This is a genomic window from Acidocella sp. C78 (assembly GCF_907164655.1).
On record NZ_CAJQZK010000003.1, the window covers coordinates 106938 to 121419 of the forward strand.

Genomic DNA, 14482 nt, shown 5'->3' on the forward strand with positions numbered 1-14482 from the left:
TCAGCCATTATGCTGGCGCCAGTGAAACCGCCCGAAAGGAGCCACCGCCATGCAGTTCGTCCTGGTCGCCCATGATCGCAAAGACAGCCTCGCCCTGCGCAAGCAGGTCCGCCCCGACCACCTCGCCTATCTCGACAGCATCAAGTCGAGCATCCTCTACGGCGGCCCGATGCTGGATGCCGAGGGCAATCCCTGCGGCTCGATGATCGTCTACGAGGCGGCGGACCGTGCGGCCGTGGAAGCGCTGGTCGCGAACGACCCCTACAGCAAGGCCGGGCTGTTTGGCGCGGTCGAGATCAACGGCTTCCGCACCGTGCTGCGCGACGGCACGCTGACGCCGTGAATTACTGGCTGGTCAAGTCCGAACCGGACGCGTTCTCCTGGGACCAGCAGGTGGCCAACGGTGTCGAACCCTGGACCGGCGTGCGCAACCACGCCGCCAGGAATAACCTGAGGGCGATGCGCCTGGGCGACCGCGCCTTCTTCTACCACTCCAATATCGGTCGCGAGATCGTCGGCGTGGTGGAGGTGGTACGGGAAGCCTATCCGGACCCAACCGCCGAGGCCGGCGACTGGGTGGCGGTCGATATGAAGGCCGTCGCCCCGCTGCCGCATCCCGTCGGCCTTGCCGCGATCAAGGCCGATCCGGCGCTGACCGACCTCGCACTGGTGCGCCTCTCGCGCCTTTCGGTCGGCCCGGTCAGCGCCGAGCACTGGGCGCATCTCTGCGCCATGGGCGGGTTGCGGCTGTAGAGCATCAGAGCATCTTCATCCGATCAGATGACGTCATCCGACCGGATGATGCTCTGGCCGCGCAGGAAAGGCTCGAGCGCCGCGAGCACCTCGCGCGGCTTCTCGGCGTGCAGCCAGTGGCCGGCATCAGCGATCGTCTCGATCCGCGCCTGCGGGAAGCGGGCGCGGATCGCGTCATGCGCCGCCTCCGGCACATAGGACGATGCGGCCCCGGCGACGAACAGTGCCGGGCCATTGTAGCGCGCGCCCGGCGCCGGATCGGCCCAGCCGACCAGATCGTTCATCGCGCCGGCGATTTCCTCAAGGCCAAGGCGCCAGCGGGGTGCGGCGCCAAGCACGAGATTGTGCAGCAGGAACCCCCGCAAGGCCGGCTCCGGCACGCTGGCGGCAAGGGCGGCGTCGGCCTCCTGCCGCGTCAGGCCGGGATGCAGCATGAGGCCGCGCATCGCCCGGACATAACCCAGATGCTCATGGCCATAGGCGATCGGCGCGATGTCGAGCACGGCGAGGCGGGCGACGCGGCCGGGTTGCGCGAGTGCGAGCATCATCGCGATCTTGCCGCCCATCGAGTGCCCGACCACGCGGGCAGAGCCGATGCCGAGCGACTCCATCGTCTCGGCGACATCCTCAGCCATGGCCTGGTAGCGCATGTCCGCATCGTGCGGGCTGTCGCCATGATTGCGGGCGTCGAGCGTGGTGACGCGGAACCACGCCGCGAGCCCGCGGGCGATGACGCCGAGATTGCGCCCGGCGCCGAACAGCCCGTGCAGGAGAATGACATCCGGGCCGGTGCCGGTCGTTGAGGCGTGGAGAATCATTTCGGTTTGTCGATCCCTTGGCTTCGGCTAGGGTTGGCCCATGCAGGCGGAAAATCAACCCGGGGCGGATGCCGCACGGCTCGAGCGGCTGGTGGCACGGCAGGCGGAGAAGCGGCATCTGGCCGCCGTCTGGGCGGCGCGGGCGGGCCTTGCCGCCGGCATGACCGTGCTCGATATCGGCGCAGGTACCGGCGCGCTCGCCCTTGAATACGCGGCTCTCGGCGCGCGCGTGCTGGCGATGGACCCGGAGTCCGCATCCCTCGCTTATGCCGAAGCCGAGGCGGCGCGGCGCGGCCTGGCGCTGGAGACGATCGTGGGGCGGGCCGAGACGCTTGCGGCCCTTCCAATGGCGCCGGACCGGGTCATGCTGACCGATGCCCTGCATCACATGCGGGACAGGGATGCGGCGCTGCGCGCGATCCGCGCCGCCATGAAACCATCCGGCGCGCTGTTCATCGCCGAATACGACCCGGCCGGGCCCGGTGCGGTCGGCGCGCCGATGGCGCGGCGGATGACGCCGGCCGAGGCGCAGACGCATCTTGCCGCCGCCGGGTTTTCCGCGGCGGCCGCGGTAGCCGGGCCGGACGAACACTACACGATCCTCGCCGTGCCGTGACTGGCGGTATCGCGCGCGGAGGCGCGGCGCTCGCCGTGGCGGCCGGTCTTGCGGCAGCGCTTCTGCTCCTCGTGCCGCAGGGAATCGGGCCCTTGCTAGGCCTTCTGGCGCTCGGCCTTGCCGGTGGCGCAGCACTCGCCTGGCCGGAAGCGGCGATGGCCGCCTGGCTGCTCCTGGTGGAAACCACGCCGGAGATGTGGCTTTCGGACATGATCGGCGATCACGAGGCGATCATCGCCCTGCTCAAGGTCGCGGGACTAGCGATCATCGGGCTGGCCGCGCTGCGCCGCGGGGTGCGGATGGACCGTTACAATCCGGGTTTCGCCTTTCTCTTCATGTTTATCGGCGGATTCATGCACGGCCTGTGGCCGGGGCTGACGCCGCTCGCCTCGCTGCGCTCGCTGGTCGGCTCGGCGGCGCCGTTCGCCGCCGGCTTCATGCGGGCGGAGGCGCGGATGCGCGCGGCGATCATCCGCTGCACCATCATCGGCCCGGCGGTGACGGTGGCGTTCGGGCTGGCCCTGCACGCGGCCGGGCTGCGCGCGCTCTATGGCGTGCAGCTCGGCGCGATCCGGCTGCAGGCGTCAAGTTCTCCGGCCTTTCTCGGCGGCTTCGCGATGATCGGGATCTATGCCGGGCTGGTCGGCTTCGCCGGTAGCGGTCGGCGGCGCGAATGGGCCTGGATCGGCGCGAATTTCCTGATCCTGCTGGCGAGCGGCGCGCGCGCCCCGCTGGCGCTCGCCACTTTCGCCACGCTCGCCACCCTGGTCGCGGTCGAAGCGCCGGGTTTCGGCATGCGGGAACGGGTGAGCCTGCTGGCGATCGGCGGGGCGGCACTCGCCGCCGTGCTGCTCGCCGGGCCGGCGCTGCATTTCGTCCGCGTGATCGACCTCGTCCATCTCGGCGATGCCGGGAGCCTGTCCAACCGCAACCTGATCTGGCCCTATTTCGAGGCGGCGCTTTCGCGCTCGCCCTGGCTCGGCTGGGGGGTAGGCGCGGGCAAGGTGATCGTGCCGCTGCATTCACCGATCGGCCGCTTCCTCGGCACCAACGCGGCGCATGACGAATATCTGCGCATCGCCTGCGAGGGCGGCGTGCCCGGCGCGCTGCTGCTGTTCGGCCTGCTCGGCCTGTGGCTGTTTCGGGGCAGCGCTGCGCTGCCGGTGGGGCAGCGACGGCTGATCCGCCTTGTGTTTCTCGCCTTCGCAGTGCAATCTCTGACCGATAATACTTTGATCGCAACGACCAGCCTGACGTTCTTCACATGGGCGCGGGCGGTGTTCATCAATCCCGACGAAGGATCGGCCCCGGCATGACCATGCTCCCGCTTTCCCGCCGCGCGCTGCTGGCCGCGCCGGCGTTTCTCGGCCTGGCCCCCGCCTTCGCCCGCGCCGCCGGCACGACGCCGCCGATCTGCATCGTGCTCGATTCGGGCGGCTCGCGCGTTTCCGTCATCGACATGACGACGCGCAAGGTGATCCACACCGAGCCGACGCTGCGCGAACCCGGCCACTGGGCGCTGACGCCCGACCGCAAGACGCTGCTGATCGCCGATGCCTCGGGCAACGCGCTGTTCTTCTTCAACCCCGAAACCGGGCACGAGCGCGGCCACAAGCTGATCCCCGATCCCTACCAGCTCTGGTTCAGCCCGGACGGCAAATTCCTCACCGTGAACTGCCTGCGGCTCAACCATGTCGACATCTACCATGCCGACACGCTGAGCCTCGCCCACCGCTTCCGCGCCGGATCGATGCCGAGCCATCTGAGCTACACGCCGGATTCCAGCACCGTGTTCGTCTCGATGCAGGATTCCGGCACGCTGGTCGCGATCGATCTTGCCACCATGCGCGTCCGCTGGACGGCGCCGGTCGGCAAGACGCCCGCCGGGGTGATGTGGCATGACGGCGTGGTGCTGGTCGCGATCATGGGCAGCGATCATGTCGCCGTGGTCGATCCGGCGACCGGCCGGGTGATGCGCACCGTGCTGACCGACAAGGGCGCGCACAACATCTTCCTCACGCCGGACCGCAGCGAGCTCTACATCACCAACCGCGTCGCCGGCTCGCTGACGGTGCTGGATGCGAAGACTCTCGGCTTCAAGCGGCGGATTCCGATGCCAGGCGGGCCGGATGACCTGTGCTTCGCGCCGGATGGGCGGCTATGGATCGCGCTGCGCTTCGCCTCCCGCGTCGCCGTGCTCGATCCGGCGAGCGGTGCGGTGGACCACATCACGGTCGGCCGCTCGCCGCACGGGATCTATCTCTCGACCCTGCTGACCGACACCGCCGCCCGCACGGCGATGCGCCTGGCCTGAGCATGCTGCCGGCCCATCCGTTCAACGATCTGGCCGGCTGGGTGGAGCAGGTGGCGGTGCTGCCGCTGCTCTACCGGTTCGGCCTGATGCAGTGGAGCGAGCTTTCCTTCGGCTGGACGCTGGTGGCGATCTATGGCGTGACGCAGATGCTGCTGGCCTACGCCGTCTGCGTGCCGCTGGAGCGGGCCATGCCGATCGAGCGGTGGGAAAGCCGGCGGGTGGTGCTGGTCGATGTGTTCTACACGTTTCTCGCCCGCGTCGGCGTGCTGCCGGTGATGACCTTCGTGCTGTTCTACGCGGCACAGGTGCGGCTCGACGGGTTCCTCGCCGATCATGGCTATGTGCCGCCGATGCTGGAGACGATCTTTCCGCCGCTGTTCGGCCATCCGGTAATCACCTTCGCGGTCTACGCGCTGATCCTCGACTTCGCCGATTACTGGCGGCACCGGCTCTCGCACCGCTTCCGTGCCTGGTACGCGCTGCACGCGGTGCATCACGCCCAGCGGCAGATGACCTTCTGGTCGGACGACCGCAACCATGTGCTCGACGAGGTGATCGGCTTTCTCTGGTTCATGGCGGTGGGGCTGCTGATCGGGATTCCGCCGCTGCAATTCCCGCTGCTGGTGCTGATCCTGCGCTTCGTCGAAAGTTTCAGCCACGCCAACATTCGCCTCTCCTTCGGCCGGATCGGCGAGCGGCTGCTGGTCTCGCCGCGGTTTCACCGCGCGCATCACGGCATTCTCGCCGCCGGCGAACGCTCGATCAACTACGGCGCGGTGTTTCCGTTCTGGGACATGATGTTCGGCACCGCCGATTTCTCGAAGGATTTCGCGCCGACCGGCGACCCCGCAGCCCCCGAGGCGATGGCGAGCGGCGGATGGGTGGCCCAGCAATGGTCGGGCCTCGTGCATCTGGTCCGCTCGATCTGACGCGATTTTTCGCTTCCGCCCGGCGCCGATAAGGCGTTTCCTGCGCTGGCCATGCCGACCCTGTGCCGCGACTGCGAGACGATCTTCGAGACCGAAACCGCATGCCCGCACTGCGAGGGGCGGCGCCTCGTCGCGCATGACGAGATCACGACCCTTGCCATCGCCCATATCGACTGCGACGCGTTTTATGCGAGCGTCGAGAAGCGCGACCGGCCCGAGCTTGCCGACCGGCCGGTGATCGTCGGCGGCGGGGCGCGCGGCGTGGTGGCGGCCTGCTGCTACATCGCCCGGCTCTCGGGCGTGCGCTCGGCGATGCCGATATTCAAGGCCAGGAAACTCTGCCCGGATGCGGTGGTGATCGCTCCGGAGATGCGGAAATACGCGGCGGCAGCGGCCGAGATCCGCGCGCTGATGGCCACACTGACGCCGCTGGTGCAGCCGCTGTCGATCGACGAGGCGGCGCTCGACCTCTCCGGCACCGAGGCATTGCACAAGGCTCCGCCGGCCGCGGTGCTGAGCCGCTTCGCCCGCCGGGTGGAGGCGGAGGTGGGGGTGACGGTGTCGGTCGGCCTTGCCGCCAACCGGCTGCTCGCGAAACTCGCCGCCGAGCGTGACAAGCCGCGCGGCTTCGCGGTGCTGGGGTCGGAGGCGGCGGCGGTGCTGGCGCCGGAGCCGGTCGGCATTCTTCCCGGCGTGGGCCCGGCGCTGGCGCGGAAACTCGCCGGCATGGGGATCACCCGCGTTGGCCAGCTCGCAGCCCTCGACGACCGCTCCGCCCGCGCCCGGCTCGGCGAGGACGGGCCGATGCTGGCCGCACGCGCCCGCGGCATCGATCCACGCCCGATCGACCCCGCGCGGGCGACGAAATCGATCAGCGCGGAGACGACCTTCGCCGAGGATATCGACGATGCGGCCTCCCTCGCCCGCGCCCTGTTTCCGCTCTGCGAGAAACTCGCCCGGCGGCTGCGCGCCGAGGGCTTCGCCGCCGCCGGGCTCGTGCTCAAGCTCAAGACCGCCAGCTTCGAGACGCATACCCATGCGGTGCGGCTGACCGGGCCGACGCAGCTGGCCGAGACCATCTTCGAGGCGGCGAAGCCCATCCTGATGCGTGCGGCGGGCCCGCGCTACCGGCTGATCGGGATCGGCGCGGCCCGGCTCGCCGCGGCGGCGGAGGCCGATCGCGGCGATCTGGTCGACCGGGAAACGCCCCGCCGCGCCGCCCGCGAGGATGCAGTCGAGCGGTTGCGGGCGAAATTCGGCACCGGCATCATCCGCCGCGGCGGGTAGGCTTTCCAGCCGACGCCATACTTGCCCGGGACTGTGCAAAACCGATAGGCTCGCCACAGGAGGATCGTCGATGAAATTACGCGGAAACCCCGCCATCTTCGTCGCGGCGCTGTTTCTGGCGGGCGCCGGAAACGCCGTGGCGGCGCCACGGGTGATCGTCGAACATGTCGGGCCATTCGATGCGATCGCCCTGCATGGCCGGTTCCGGCTCGATTTCACCTCCGGTGCTGCGCGGTCGGTGCGGCTCGCCGGCGATCCCTATCTGGTGGAAAACCTCGCCGTGAGCGTGAAGCGCGGCGTACTGTTGATCGACCGCCCCGCCCCGCTCGACCTGCCGAAGCGCGAGACCGTGGAGGTGACGATCACCGCGCCAGCGCTTGCAGAACTGACGACGAGGGGGTTCGTCCGCGCGGAATTGCGGGGGCTTTCAGGACCACGCTTCGACTTCACCAATGACGGCGCGGCGGCCGCCACGCTGTCGGGGCAGGTCGGGCGGTTCAGCATGGTCTCGCGCGGCGTTGCCTCGATCGATGCGAGCGGGCTGCACGCCGCCGGCGCGCGCATCGCGGCGCGGGGCCAGGCGAACCTGATCGTCTTCGCCAGCAAGGACGCCAATGTGACGATGTATGGCGAAGGCCGGGTCGTGGTACTCGGCCATCCGAAGGCGCATACCTTCAAGTCGCTCGCCTATGGGGTCATCACCCAGCGCTGACGTGCGGGCAACAAAAAAGGCGCCGTTCGCACGGCGCCTTTTCCGAGACAGGCGGGTTCAGGCCGCCTTCAGGTTCTCGGCAGACATCTTGCCTTCGCGGCCCTTGCGGACCTCGAATTCAAGGCGCTGACCCTCGTCGATCCGGCCGAGGCCGGCGCGCTCGACGGCGGAAATGTGCACGAACACGTCCTTCGACCCGTCATCCGGCTGGATGAAGCCATAGCCCTTGGTTGCGTTGAACCACTTAACAGTACCTGTCGACATCGCGACTCTCCAAACAAACGGCAGCCCGCGATATGCGGGCCAGCTAACTCTTCAACTTGGGGAGGTGTCGAAGGCGGTAACGCCGTAACGCACGCAGCAACCAGAACCGAAAAGCGCCGTGCGGTCCTTATACAGGTTTTTCGACCCGAGGGCCAGCATGGAATTGGACACGCGCCCGCCGAGCCCGCTGCCGGCAACCTATACCCTTGATATCGCGATGATCGCCCCCTCCCGGACGGGCCGTGCGGGTCAGGAGCGGAAGACAACGCTCCGCCCCGCGGGCGTTCCCGTCACGGCGCCATCGCGCATCGCCACCCGGCCGCGGATGATCGTCATCACCGGCCAGCCGGTGACGCGCTCGCCCTCGAACGGCGACCAGCCGCAGGGGCTGGCGAGCCAACCCGCCTCGATGCGCTGCTGGCGCCGCAGGTCAACCAGGGTGAAATCGGCGTCATAGCCGGCGGCGATCCGCCCCTTGCCGACCGCGCCGTAAATCCGCGCCGGCCCCGCCGCCATGAGATCGACCAGCCGGGTGAGCGGCAGCCGCCCCTTCGCCACCTGGTCGAGCATCACCGGCACCAGGGTCTGCACGCCGGTCAGCCCGGCCGCGGTTTCCGGCCAGGGGCGTTCCTTCGCTTCCCGGGGATGCGGCGCGTGGTCTGAGCCGATCGTGTCCACCAGCCCATCCGCCACCGCGCGCCACGCCGCCTCGACATGGCGCCGATCGCGGATCGGCGGATTCATCACCGCATAGGCGCCAAGCCGGTCATAGGCGTCGGGCGCCATCTGGGTCAGGTGATTGACCAGCACCTCGACGCTGGCGACATCGCGAAAATCGCGCAGATAGGCGAATTCTTCCTCGGTCGAGACATGCAGGATATGCGCCGGGCGGCCGGTGCGGCGGGCTAGCGCCATGATCCGCCTTGTGCCGAGCGCCGCGCATTCCGGGTCGCGCCAGACCGCGTGGTTGGCGTAGGCCATGCCGGTGGAGAATTCGCCGCGCCGCGCCTGCAGGCGGTATTCATCCTCGGAATGGAAGGCGATCCGCCGCCGTCCGGCGCGCATCACACGTTCGATCGAGGCGTCATCCTCGACCAGCAGGTTACCAGTTGAGGAGCCGGCGAAAACCTTGATCGCGCAGATCCCGGGCTCGGCCTCGAGGGTGGCGAGTTCGGCGATATTGTCCTTCGTCGCGCCGACATAGAGGCCGACATCGCACCACGCCCGGCCGGCGAGCGAGTCCCGCTTCGCCGCCAGCGCCGCCTGTCCGGTAGCCGGCGTGCCGGTGTTCGGCATGTCGAAGATCGCGGTGATGCCGCCGAGCACCGCACCGCGCGTGCCGGTTTCCATCGTCTCGACCGCCGGCAGCTCGCCGCTGCCGGAGTCGCGGAAATGCACATGCGGGTCGATCAGCCCCGGCAGCACGTGCAGGCCGCGCGCGTCGATCGTCTCGGCCGCCTCGCCCGCGGCGGCGAGGGTGGCAATCCGCCCGTCCCGCACGCCGATCCGCCCGGTTGCCTCGCCCCAGGGCAGGATCAGGGTGCCGTTCTCGATGATCAGATCATAGCGCTCGGTCATGCCCGTTCTCCCAGTGTTTCGAACACATCGCCATCGGCGGCGCCGCCGAGCCCGTGGCGGTGATGCCACAGGGCAAGGAACAGCAACCGCCAGCATGCCACGCCGGCCCGGCGGTCGGCCGCGCGGTCGAACAGGTCGCGCACGCGCGCCGGCGCCGCGACCTCGGCGATGACCGGCGCGCGCGACACCAGCTCGCCAAGGCGCTGGCCCTGCCCGGCGATCCAGGCGGCGACCGGCACATCGAACCCCTGCTTGCGGGCGAAGGGGCGCGCCGCCGGCAGATTCGCCTCCAGCCATTTGCGCAGCAGATATTTGCCGAGCCCCCGGCGCGCCCGCAGCCTATCCGGCAGGGCGAAGGCGAAGCGCGCCACCTCGCGGTCGAGGAACGGCGTGCGCCCCTCGACGCCATGCGCCATCAGGCAGCGATCGAGCTTGAGCAGCAGGTCGTCGGGCAGCCAGGTCGCGACATCCTCGCGCTGCGCGCGACCGAGGCCGCCGCCGCCCGCCGCCTGCCGCGCGCGCAGCAGGCCGGCGCGCCAGGCATCGCCGTCATCGCGCAGCAGGCCGAGCCCGTCGAACGCGCCGCGGGCGCGCATCGGCCGGGCGAAGGGCCAGGGCCGCGCCGCCGCGCGGTAACGTCCGTAGCCGGCGAACATCTCGTCCCCGCCCTCGCCCGAGAGAACGACCTTCACGCTCTGGCGCGCATGGCGGGCGAGGAACCAGGTGGGGATGATGGCGTAATCGGCGGCCGGATCGTCCATCGCGGCGACGATGGCGGGCAGGTGCCGCCAGGTCATCGCCTCGGTGATCTCGATCCGCTCGTGCCGCGCGCCCACGGCGCGGGCGGTCGCCGCGGCATCGTCGCGCTCGTCGGCCACCGTGTCGCGGTCGAATCCGGCGGTGAAGGCGAGCACCGGCGTCTCGTTCAGCCGCGCCATCAGGGCGAGAATCGCGGCGCTGTCGATCCCGCCGGAGAGAAACACGCCATAGGGCACGTCGCTGCGCTGGTGCAGCTCGACCGATTGCGCCAGCACCGCATCGAGCGCGACGAGGGCCGCATCCTCGTCGCGCGGCGCCTCGCCCGGCTCGATCGGCGGATGGCCGAGCAGTGCCGCCTCGGCGCCATCGCGCAAGGTGAGCAGCGCGCCCGGCGGCACCCGTTCGATCCCGGCGAAGACCGTCGCGGTGCCGGTGGTGAATTGCAGTTGCAGCAGCTCGACGAGGCGCGCGGTGTCAATCCGCCGTTTCGCGAGCCCGGCGGCGAGCAGCGCCTGCGGCTCGGAGGCGAACGCGGTGCCCTGATCGGCGGCGCAGCGGTAGAGCGGCTTGATGCCGAACGGATCGCGCACCAGCGTCACCACGCCGCGCTCGGAATCGTCGATCGCCAGCGCATACATCCCGCGCAGCGACGGCACGATGTCCGCCTCGACGCGGGCGAGGTGGAGCGGCGGCTCGCAATCGCTGCCGGTGCGGAAAGGAACCTGCGGCAGGGAAGCGCGCAGCTCGCGGTTGTTGTAGATTTCGCCATTGCCGATCAGCGCGGCGCCGGCGCCGAACAGCGGCTGGTCGCCGGTCGCGAGATCGACGATGGCGAGCCTTGTATGCACCAGCGCCGCGCGCTCGCTGACATGGGTGCCCGCGCCATCCGGCCCGCGATGCGCCAGCGCCCGGGCGAGCGCTGCGAGGGTTTCCGGCGCGATCCGCGCCCCCGGCTTCAGCGCGAGACCCGCGATGCCGCACATCAGCGCCGCACCCCGGAAAGGTAATCGCGCCAGGTCGCCATCACGACCGGGGCGGCGAACTCCGCCTCGAACCGCGCCCGGCCGGCGGCGGCGAAATCGGCGCGGCGGGCGGGATCGGCGAGCAGGGCCGCGATCGCGGCGGAGAGGGACTGCGTGTCGCCGAGCGGCACCAGCACGCCATCCACCCCGTCGCGGATCACCTCGCGCGGCCCCTCGGCGGCAACCGCCACCACCGGGGTCGCGGCGGAGAACGCCTCCAGCACCATGTTGCCGAGCGGTTCATGGCGCGAGGACGAGACGAACAGGTCGGCCATCCGCAGCAGCGCGCCGACATCGCGCCGCCAGCCGGCGAGATGGACCCGCCCGCCAAGCCCGCGCGCGGCGACCAGCGCCTCCAGACCAGCGCGTTCCGGCCCCTCGCCGGCGATCACCAGATGCGCGCCGGAGACCGGCTCGATCGCGCGGATCAGATCGTCGAACCCCTTGACCTCGTGCAGCCGCCCGAGGGCGAGCACCAGCGGTGCCGATGCCGGCACGCCGAGCGCCTCGCGCGCGGCGGGCGGCTCGGCGGCGAAATCGGCGACGAAATTGGGCAGGTAGGCGATGCGCTCGCGCGGCCAGCCCTGCGCGCCGATCCAGCGCACGATGTCGCGGGTGTTGCCGACCAGATGATCGCAGCGGCGGAAATATTTCAGCGGGTAGTAGCCGCCGAGCCGGCCGATGAGCGCCCAGTCGCCGCGCGGCGCGTGAAAGGCGGCGCGGCTCATCCACGCCATCGCCAACTCGGCGCCGAAGCCGCGCAGCGCCGCCCCCGCGCGCGGGCGGGTGAGGAGATCGAGCGGGCCGCCATAGCGCAGCCCGACCGGATCGAGCCCCGCGCCGCGCAGCAGGCTCATCCGCGCCGGATCGGGGCGGATCACCGGCAGCACCGTCTCGCCGGCCTCGTGCAGCGCCAGCGTCATCCGCTCGAAGAACAGCTCGGCGCCGCCATTCGCGGCACCGGCCATCAGTTGCGCGATCCTCATGCCGCCACCGCCCGCGCCGCGAGGTCTCGCGCCGCCGCGATCACCGGCTCCACGCCCAACCCCTGCATCGGCGCCTCGCCCTCGGGGCCGGGCGCCGCGACGAAGGCGGCACAGGGGCCGGCGGGCGCGTATTCGGAAGCGCGGGAACGGCCAAACAGGCCGAGCGTCGGCGTGCCGGCGGCGGCGGCAAGGTGCATGAGCCCGGAATCATTGCCCACGAACAGGGCGCAGCGGGCGAGGCAGGCGGCCGCCTCGACCACCGATACGCGGCCGACCAGGTCGATCGCGCCGGGCAGCGCCGCAAGCACCGGGGCGGCGCGCGCCGCCTCGGCCTTGCCCGGGCCGCCGAAGACCGCAACGCGCCGATACTCCAGCGCGCGAGCCAGGGCGACGAAGCGCTCGGCCGGCCAGATCTTGCCATCCCAGTTCGCGGTCGGGCCGAGGCCGAGCACCGGCGCGCCCTCGGGCAGCAGGCGGGCGGCGATGGCGCGGTCCGCCGGCGCAGTCCAGACCACCGGCAGCGGCGCCGGCTCGAACCCGCAGGAGGCGCCGACCTGCCGGTAGCGCCGGCCGGGCCGCCGCCCGCCGCGCACCACGATCCGCCGCCCGGCGCGCAGCGTATAGGCCAGCGCCGAGCCACGAAAATCCACCACCACCTCCCAGCGATCGCGCACCAGCCGGCTCCACAGCGAGAGCCAGTGGCGATCCTGCCGCTGCTTCTCGAAAACGATCAACCGCTCCAGCCCCGGCAGCCGCGCGAACACGCCGGCGGAAGCGGCGCCGCAGGCCACTGTCAGCCGCGCGCCGGGATAATCGCGCCGGATGCGTTCCATCGCGCCGGAGGCGATCACCGCGTCGCCGATGCGGGACGAGGCTATGAACAGGATTCTCATGCTGCGGTGGCTGTAGCACGGCTTGCCGCCGCACGGCCAAGGGGCCACATCCCGATCATGACGACGATCGCATATCTTCCCGCGCGCGGCGTGGTCGGGATCGAGGGACCCGACCGTGTCGCCTTTCTCCAGGGCCTCGTGTCGAACGACGTGACGAAGGCGGAACCGGGCCGGGCCGTCTGGTCCGCGCTGCTCACGCCGCAGGGGCGCTATCTGGCCGAATTCTTCATTCTTGCCGCGGGCAAGTCGCTCCTGCTGGAGTCACCGCGCGCGGCGGTCGCGGAGTTGATCCGCCGGCTCTCGCGCTTCCGGCTGCGCAGCCAGGTCACCCTGCGCGACCGGTCGGACGACTTCGCCGTGCATGCCGCATGGGGCGGCGCGCTCCCTGTCACACCCCCCGGCGCGATCACCGCCGCCGATCCGCGCCTGCCCGAAGCCGGCCACCGGATACTGGCTCCGGCGCCGCTGGCCGGAGCGGCGGATGAACCCGCCTATCGCGCCCACCGGCTGGCGCTCGGCCTGCCGGATCACGACGATCTCGAACCGGAAAAGACCCTGCTGATGGAAGCCGGCTTCGGCGAGCTGAACGGGATCGACTGGGACAAGGGCTGCTACATGGGGCAGGAACTCACCGCCCGCACCCGCTACCGGGGGCTGGTCAAGCGCCGGCTTGTTCCGGTCGAAGCCGAAGCCGAGCTGCCCGCCGCCGGAGCGATCACCGCCGGCGGCCGCGAGGTCGGCACGCTGCGGACGAGCCTCGGCCGGCGCGGCCTCGCACTGCTGCGGCTCGATGCGCTGGGCACCCCGCTAAGCCTCGACGGCATCGTGCTGACGCCCGATATTCCATCCTGGATGACCCTGCCGGAGACCGCGACACCATGATCGTCGTTCACCATCTCGAAGCGTCGCGCTCGCAGCGCGTGCTCTGGCTGCTCGAAGAACTCGGCCTCGAATACGAGGTGCAGCATTATGACCGCGACCGGAAGACCAAGCTCGCCCCGCCATCCCTCCGCGCGGTCCATCCGCTCGGCAAGTCACCCGTGATCACCGATGGCGGCATCACCGTCGCCGAGACCGGCGCGATCGTCGAATACCTCATCGGCACCTACGGCAAGGGGCGGCTGATTCCGCCCGAGGGCACCGACGAGCGGCGCCGCTACACCTACTGGCTGCACCATGCCGAGGGCTCGGCGATGCCGTTCCTGGTGATGAAGCTGGTATTCGACGAAATGCCGAAACAGGCGCCCTTCGTGCTCAAGCCGCTGATGCGCGCCATCGGCAACAAGGTGGGGGATGCGTTTCTCGACCCCAATCTCGGCGCCAATATCCGGTTCTGGGAAGACGCGCTGGCGAACTCGGCCTGGTTCGCCGGCGATGCGCTGACCGGCGCCGACATCATGATGAGCTTCCCGATCGAGGCGGCGAACACAAGGGGGCTGCTGCGCGGCAATTACCCGCGGCTCAACGCCTTTCTCGCCGCGATCCACGCAAGGCCGGCATGGCAGCGGGCGCTGGAGCGCGGCGGCCCCTACCCGTTCGCCTGAGCGGCGC

General features: G+C 70.4%; 16 protein-coding genes. 10 read left to right on the forward strand and 6 right to left on the reverse strand.

Annotated features, from left to right (window positions below):
- The first annotated feature begins 49 nt into the window (after positions 1-49).
- Both ACIDOCELLA78_RS000000100250 and ACIDOCELLA78_RS000000100255 read left to right on the forward strand, forming a co-directional pair.
- Positions 50-343, forward strand: coding sequence for a YciI family protein (locus tag ACIDOCELLA78_RS000000100250; RefSeq protein WP_201727880.1), 294 nt, complete (start codon positions 50-52; stop codon positions 341-343).
- Positions 340-753: an EVE domain-containing protein gene (locus tag ACIDOCELLA78_RS000000100255; RefSeq protein WP_201727881.1), complete on the forward strand. Its 414-nt coding sequence runs from the start codon at positions 340-342 to the stop codon at positions 751-753. Before ACIDOCELLA78_RS000000100250 ends, ACIDOCELLA78_RS000000100255 begins: the two co-directional genes overlap by 4 nt.
- Before the next feature lie 23 nt (positions 754-776).
- Here ACIDOCELLA78_RS000000100255 and ACIDOCELLA78_RS000000100260 read toward each other — a convergent pair whose 3' ends face one another.
- Positions 777-1571 (reverse strand): alpha/beta fold hydrolase, encoded by a 795-nt coding sequence (locus tag ACIDOCELLA78_RS000000100260; RefSeq protein WP_201727882.1) that lies wholly within the window; start codon positions 1569-1571, stop codon positions 777-779.
- 40 nt (positions 1572-1611) lie between these two features.
- Here ACIDOCELLA78_RS000000100260 and ACIDOCELLA78_RS000000100265 point away from each other — a divergent pair, with 40 nt between their 5' ends.
- The 6 genes from ACIDOCELLA78_RS000000100265 (at position 1612) to ACIDOCELLA78_RS000000100290 (ending at position 7429) form a co-directional block, all read left to right on the forward strand.
- A complete protein-coding gene (locus ACIDOCELLA78_RS000000100265) occupies positions 1612-2187 on the forward strand; it encodes a class I SAM-dependent methyltransferase (RefSeq protein WP_201727883.1) in 576 nt (191 codons plus the stop codon).
- Positions 2184-3503, forward strand: coding sequence for an O-antigen ligase (locus ACIDOCELLA78_RS000000100270; RefSeq protein ID WP_201727884.1), 1320 nt, complete (start codon positions 2184-2186; stop codon positions 3501-3503). Before ACIDOCELLA78_RS000000100265 ends, ACIDOCELLA78_RS000000100270 begins: the two co-directional genes overlap by 4 nt.
- The gene (locus tag ACIDOCELLA78_RS000000100275; protein ID WP_201727885.1) at positions 3500-4501 is read left to right on the forward strand and encodes a beta-propeller fold lactonase family protein; all 1002 of its coding nucleotides are present in this window, start codon (positions 3500-3502) and stop codon (positions 4499-4501) included. Before ACIDOCELLA78_RS000000100270 ends, ACIDOCELLA78_RS000000100275 begins: the two co-directional genes overlap by 4 nt.
- Positions 4502-4503: 2 nt before the next feature.
- Positions 4504-5430 carry a sterol desaturase family protein gene (locus ACIDOCELLA78_RS000000100280; protein WP_201727886.1) on the forward strand — a complete coding sequence of 309 codons (927 nt, stop codon included), beginning with the start codon at positions 4504-4506 and terminating at the stop codon, positions 5428-5430.
- A 51-nt stretch (positions 5431-5481) separates the two neighbouring features.
- On the forward strand, positions 5482-6717 hold the full coding sequence (locus ACIDOCELLA78_RS000000100285) for a DNA polymerase IV (protein WP_201727887.1): 1236 nt from the start codon (positions 5482-5484) through the stop codon (positions 6715-6717).
- A 70-nt stretch (positions 6718-6787) separates the two neighbouring features.
- Positions 6788-7429, forward strand: a complete 642-nt coding sequence (locus ACIDOCELLA78_RS000000100290) for a GIN domain-containing protein (protein WP_201727888.1) — start codon at positions 6788-6790, stop codon at positions 7427-7429.
- Between the two features lie 57 nt (positions 7430-7486).
- Here the strand turns inward: ACIDOCELLA78_RS000000100290 and ACIDOCELLA78_RS000000100295 are convergent, their stop codons facing one another.
- From ACIDOCELLA78_RS000000100295 to ACIDOCELLA78_RS000000100315, 5 genes are all read right to left on the reverse strand, one after another.
- Complete coding sequence (locus tag ACIDOCELLA78_RS000000100295) at positions 7487-7693, reverse strand: cold-shock protein (protein WP_007422074.1); 207 nt, start codon at positions 7691-7693, stop codon at positions 7487-7489.
- 249 nt (positions 7694-7942) lie between these two features.
- Entirely contained in the window at positions 7943-9271 is a 1329-nt protein-coding gene (locus tag ACIDOCELLA78_RS000000100300) for a dihydroorotase (protein ID WP_201727889.1), read from the reverse strand.
- Positions 9268-11013, reverse strand: coding sequence for an asparagine synthase (glutamine-hydrolyzing) (asnB, locus tag ACIDOCELLA78_RS000000100305; protein ID WP_201727890.1), 1746 nt, complete (start codon positions 11011-11013; stop codon positions 9268-9270). Before asnB ends, ACIDOCELLA78_RS000000100300 begins: the two co-directional genes overlap by 4 nt.
- A complete protein-coding gene (locus ACIDOCELLA78_RS000000100310) occupies positions 11013-12038 on the reverse strand; it encodes a glycosyltransferase (RefSeq protein WP_201727891.1) in 1026 nt (341 codons plus the stop codon). The genes asnB and ACIDOCELLA78_RS000000100310 overlap by 1 nt, the downstream gene beginning before the upstream one ends.
- Positions 12035-12931: a glycosyltransferase family 9 protein gene (locus ACIDOCELLA78_RS000000100315; RefSeq protein ID WP_201727892.1), complete on the reverse strand. Its 897-nt coding sequence runs from the start codon at positions 12929-12931 to the stop codon at positions 12035-12037. The genes ACIDOCELLA78_RS000000100310 and ACIDOCELLA78_RS000000100315 overlap by 4 nt, the downstream gene beginning before the upstream one ends.
- A 48-nt stretch (positions 12932-12979) precedes the next feature.
- Between ACIDOCELLA78_RS000000100315 and ACIDOCELLA78_RS000000100320 the strand changes: the two genes are divergently transcribed.
- Positions 12980-13813, forward strand: coding sequence for a folate-binding protein YgfZ (locus ACIDOCELLA78_RS000000100320; protein ID WP_201727928.1), 834 nt, complete (start codon positions 12980-12982; stop codon positions 13811-13813).
- Positions 13810-14475: a glutathione S-transferase gene (locus ACIDOCELLA78_RS000000100325; protein ID WP_201727893.1), complete on the forward strand. Its 666-nt coding sequence runs from the start codon at positions 13810-13812 to the stop codon at positions 14473-14475. Before ACIDOCELLA78_RS000000100320 ends, ACIDOCELLA78_RS000000100325 begins: the two co-directional genes overlap by 4 nt.
- Positions 14476-14482: the final 7 nt, after the last annotated feature.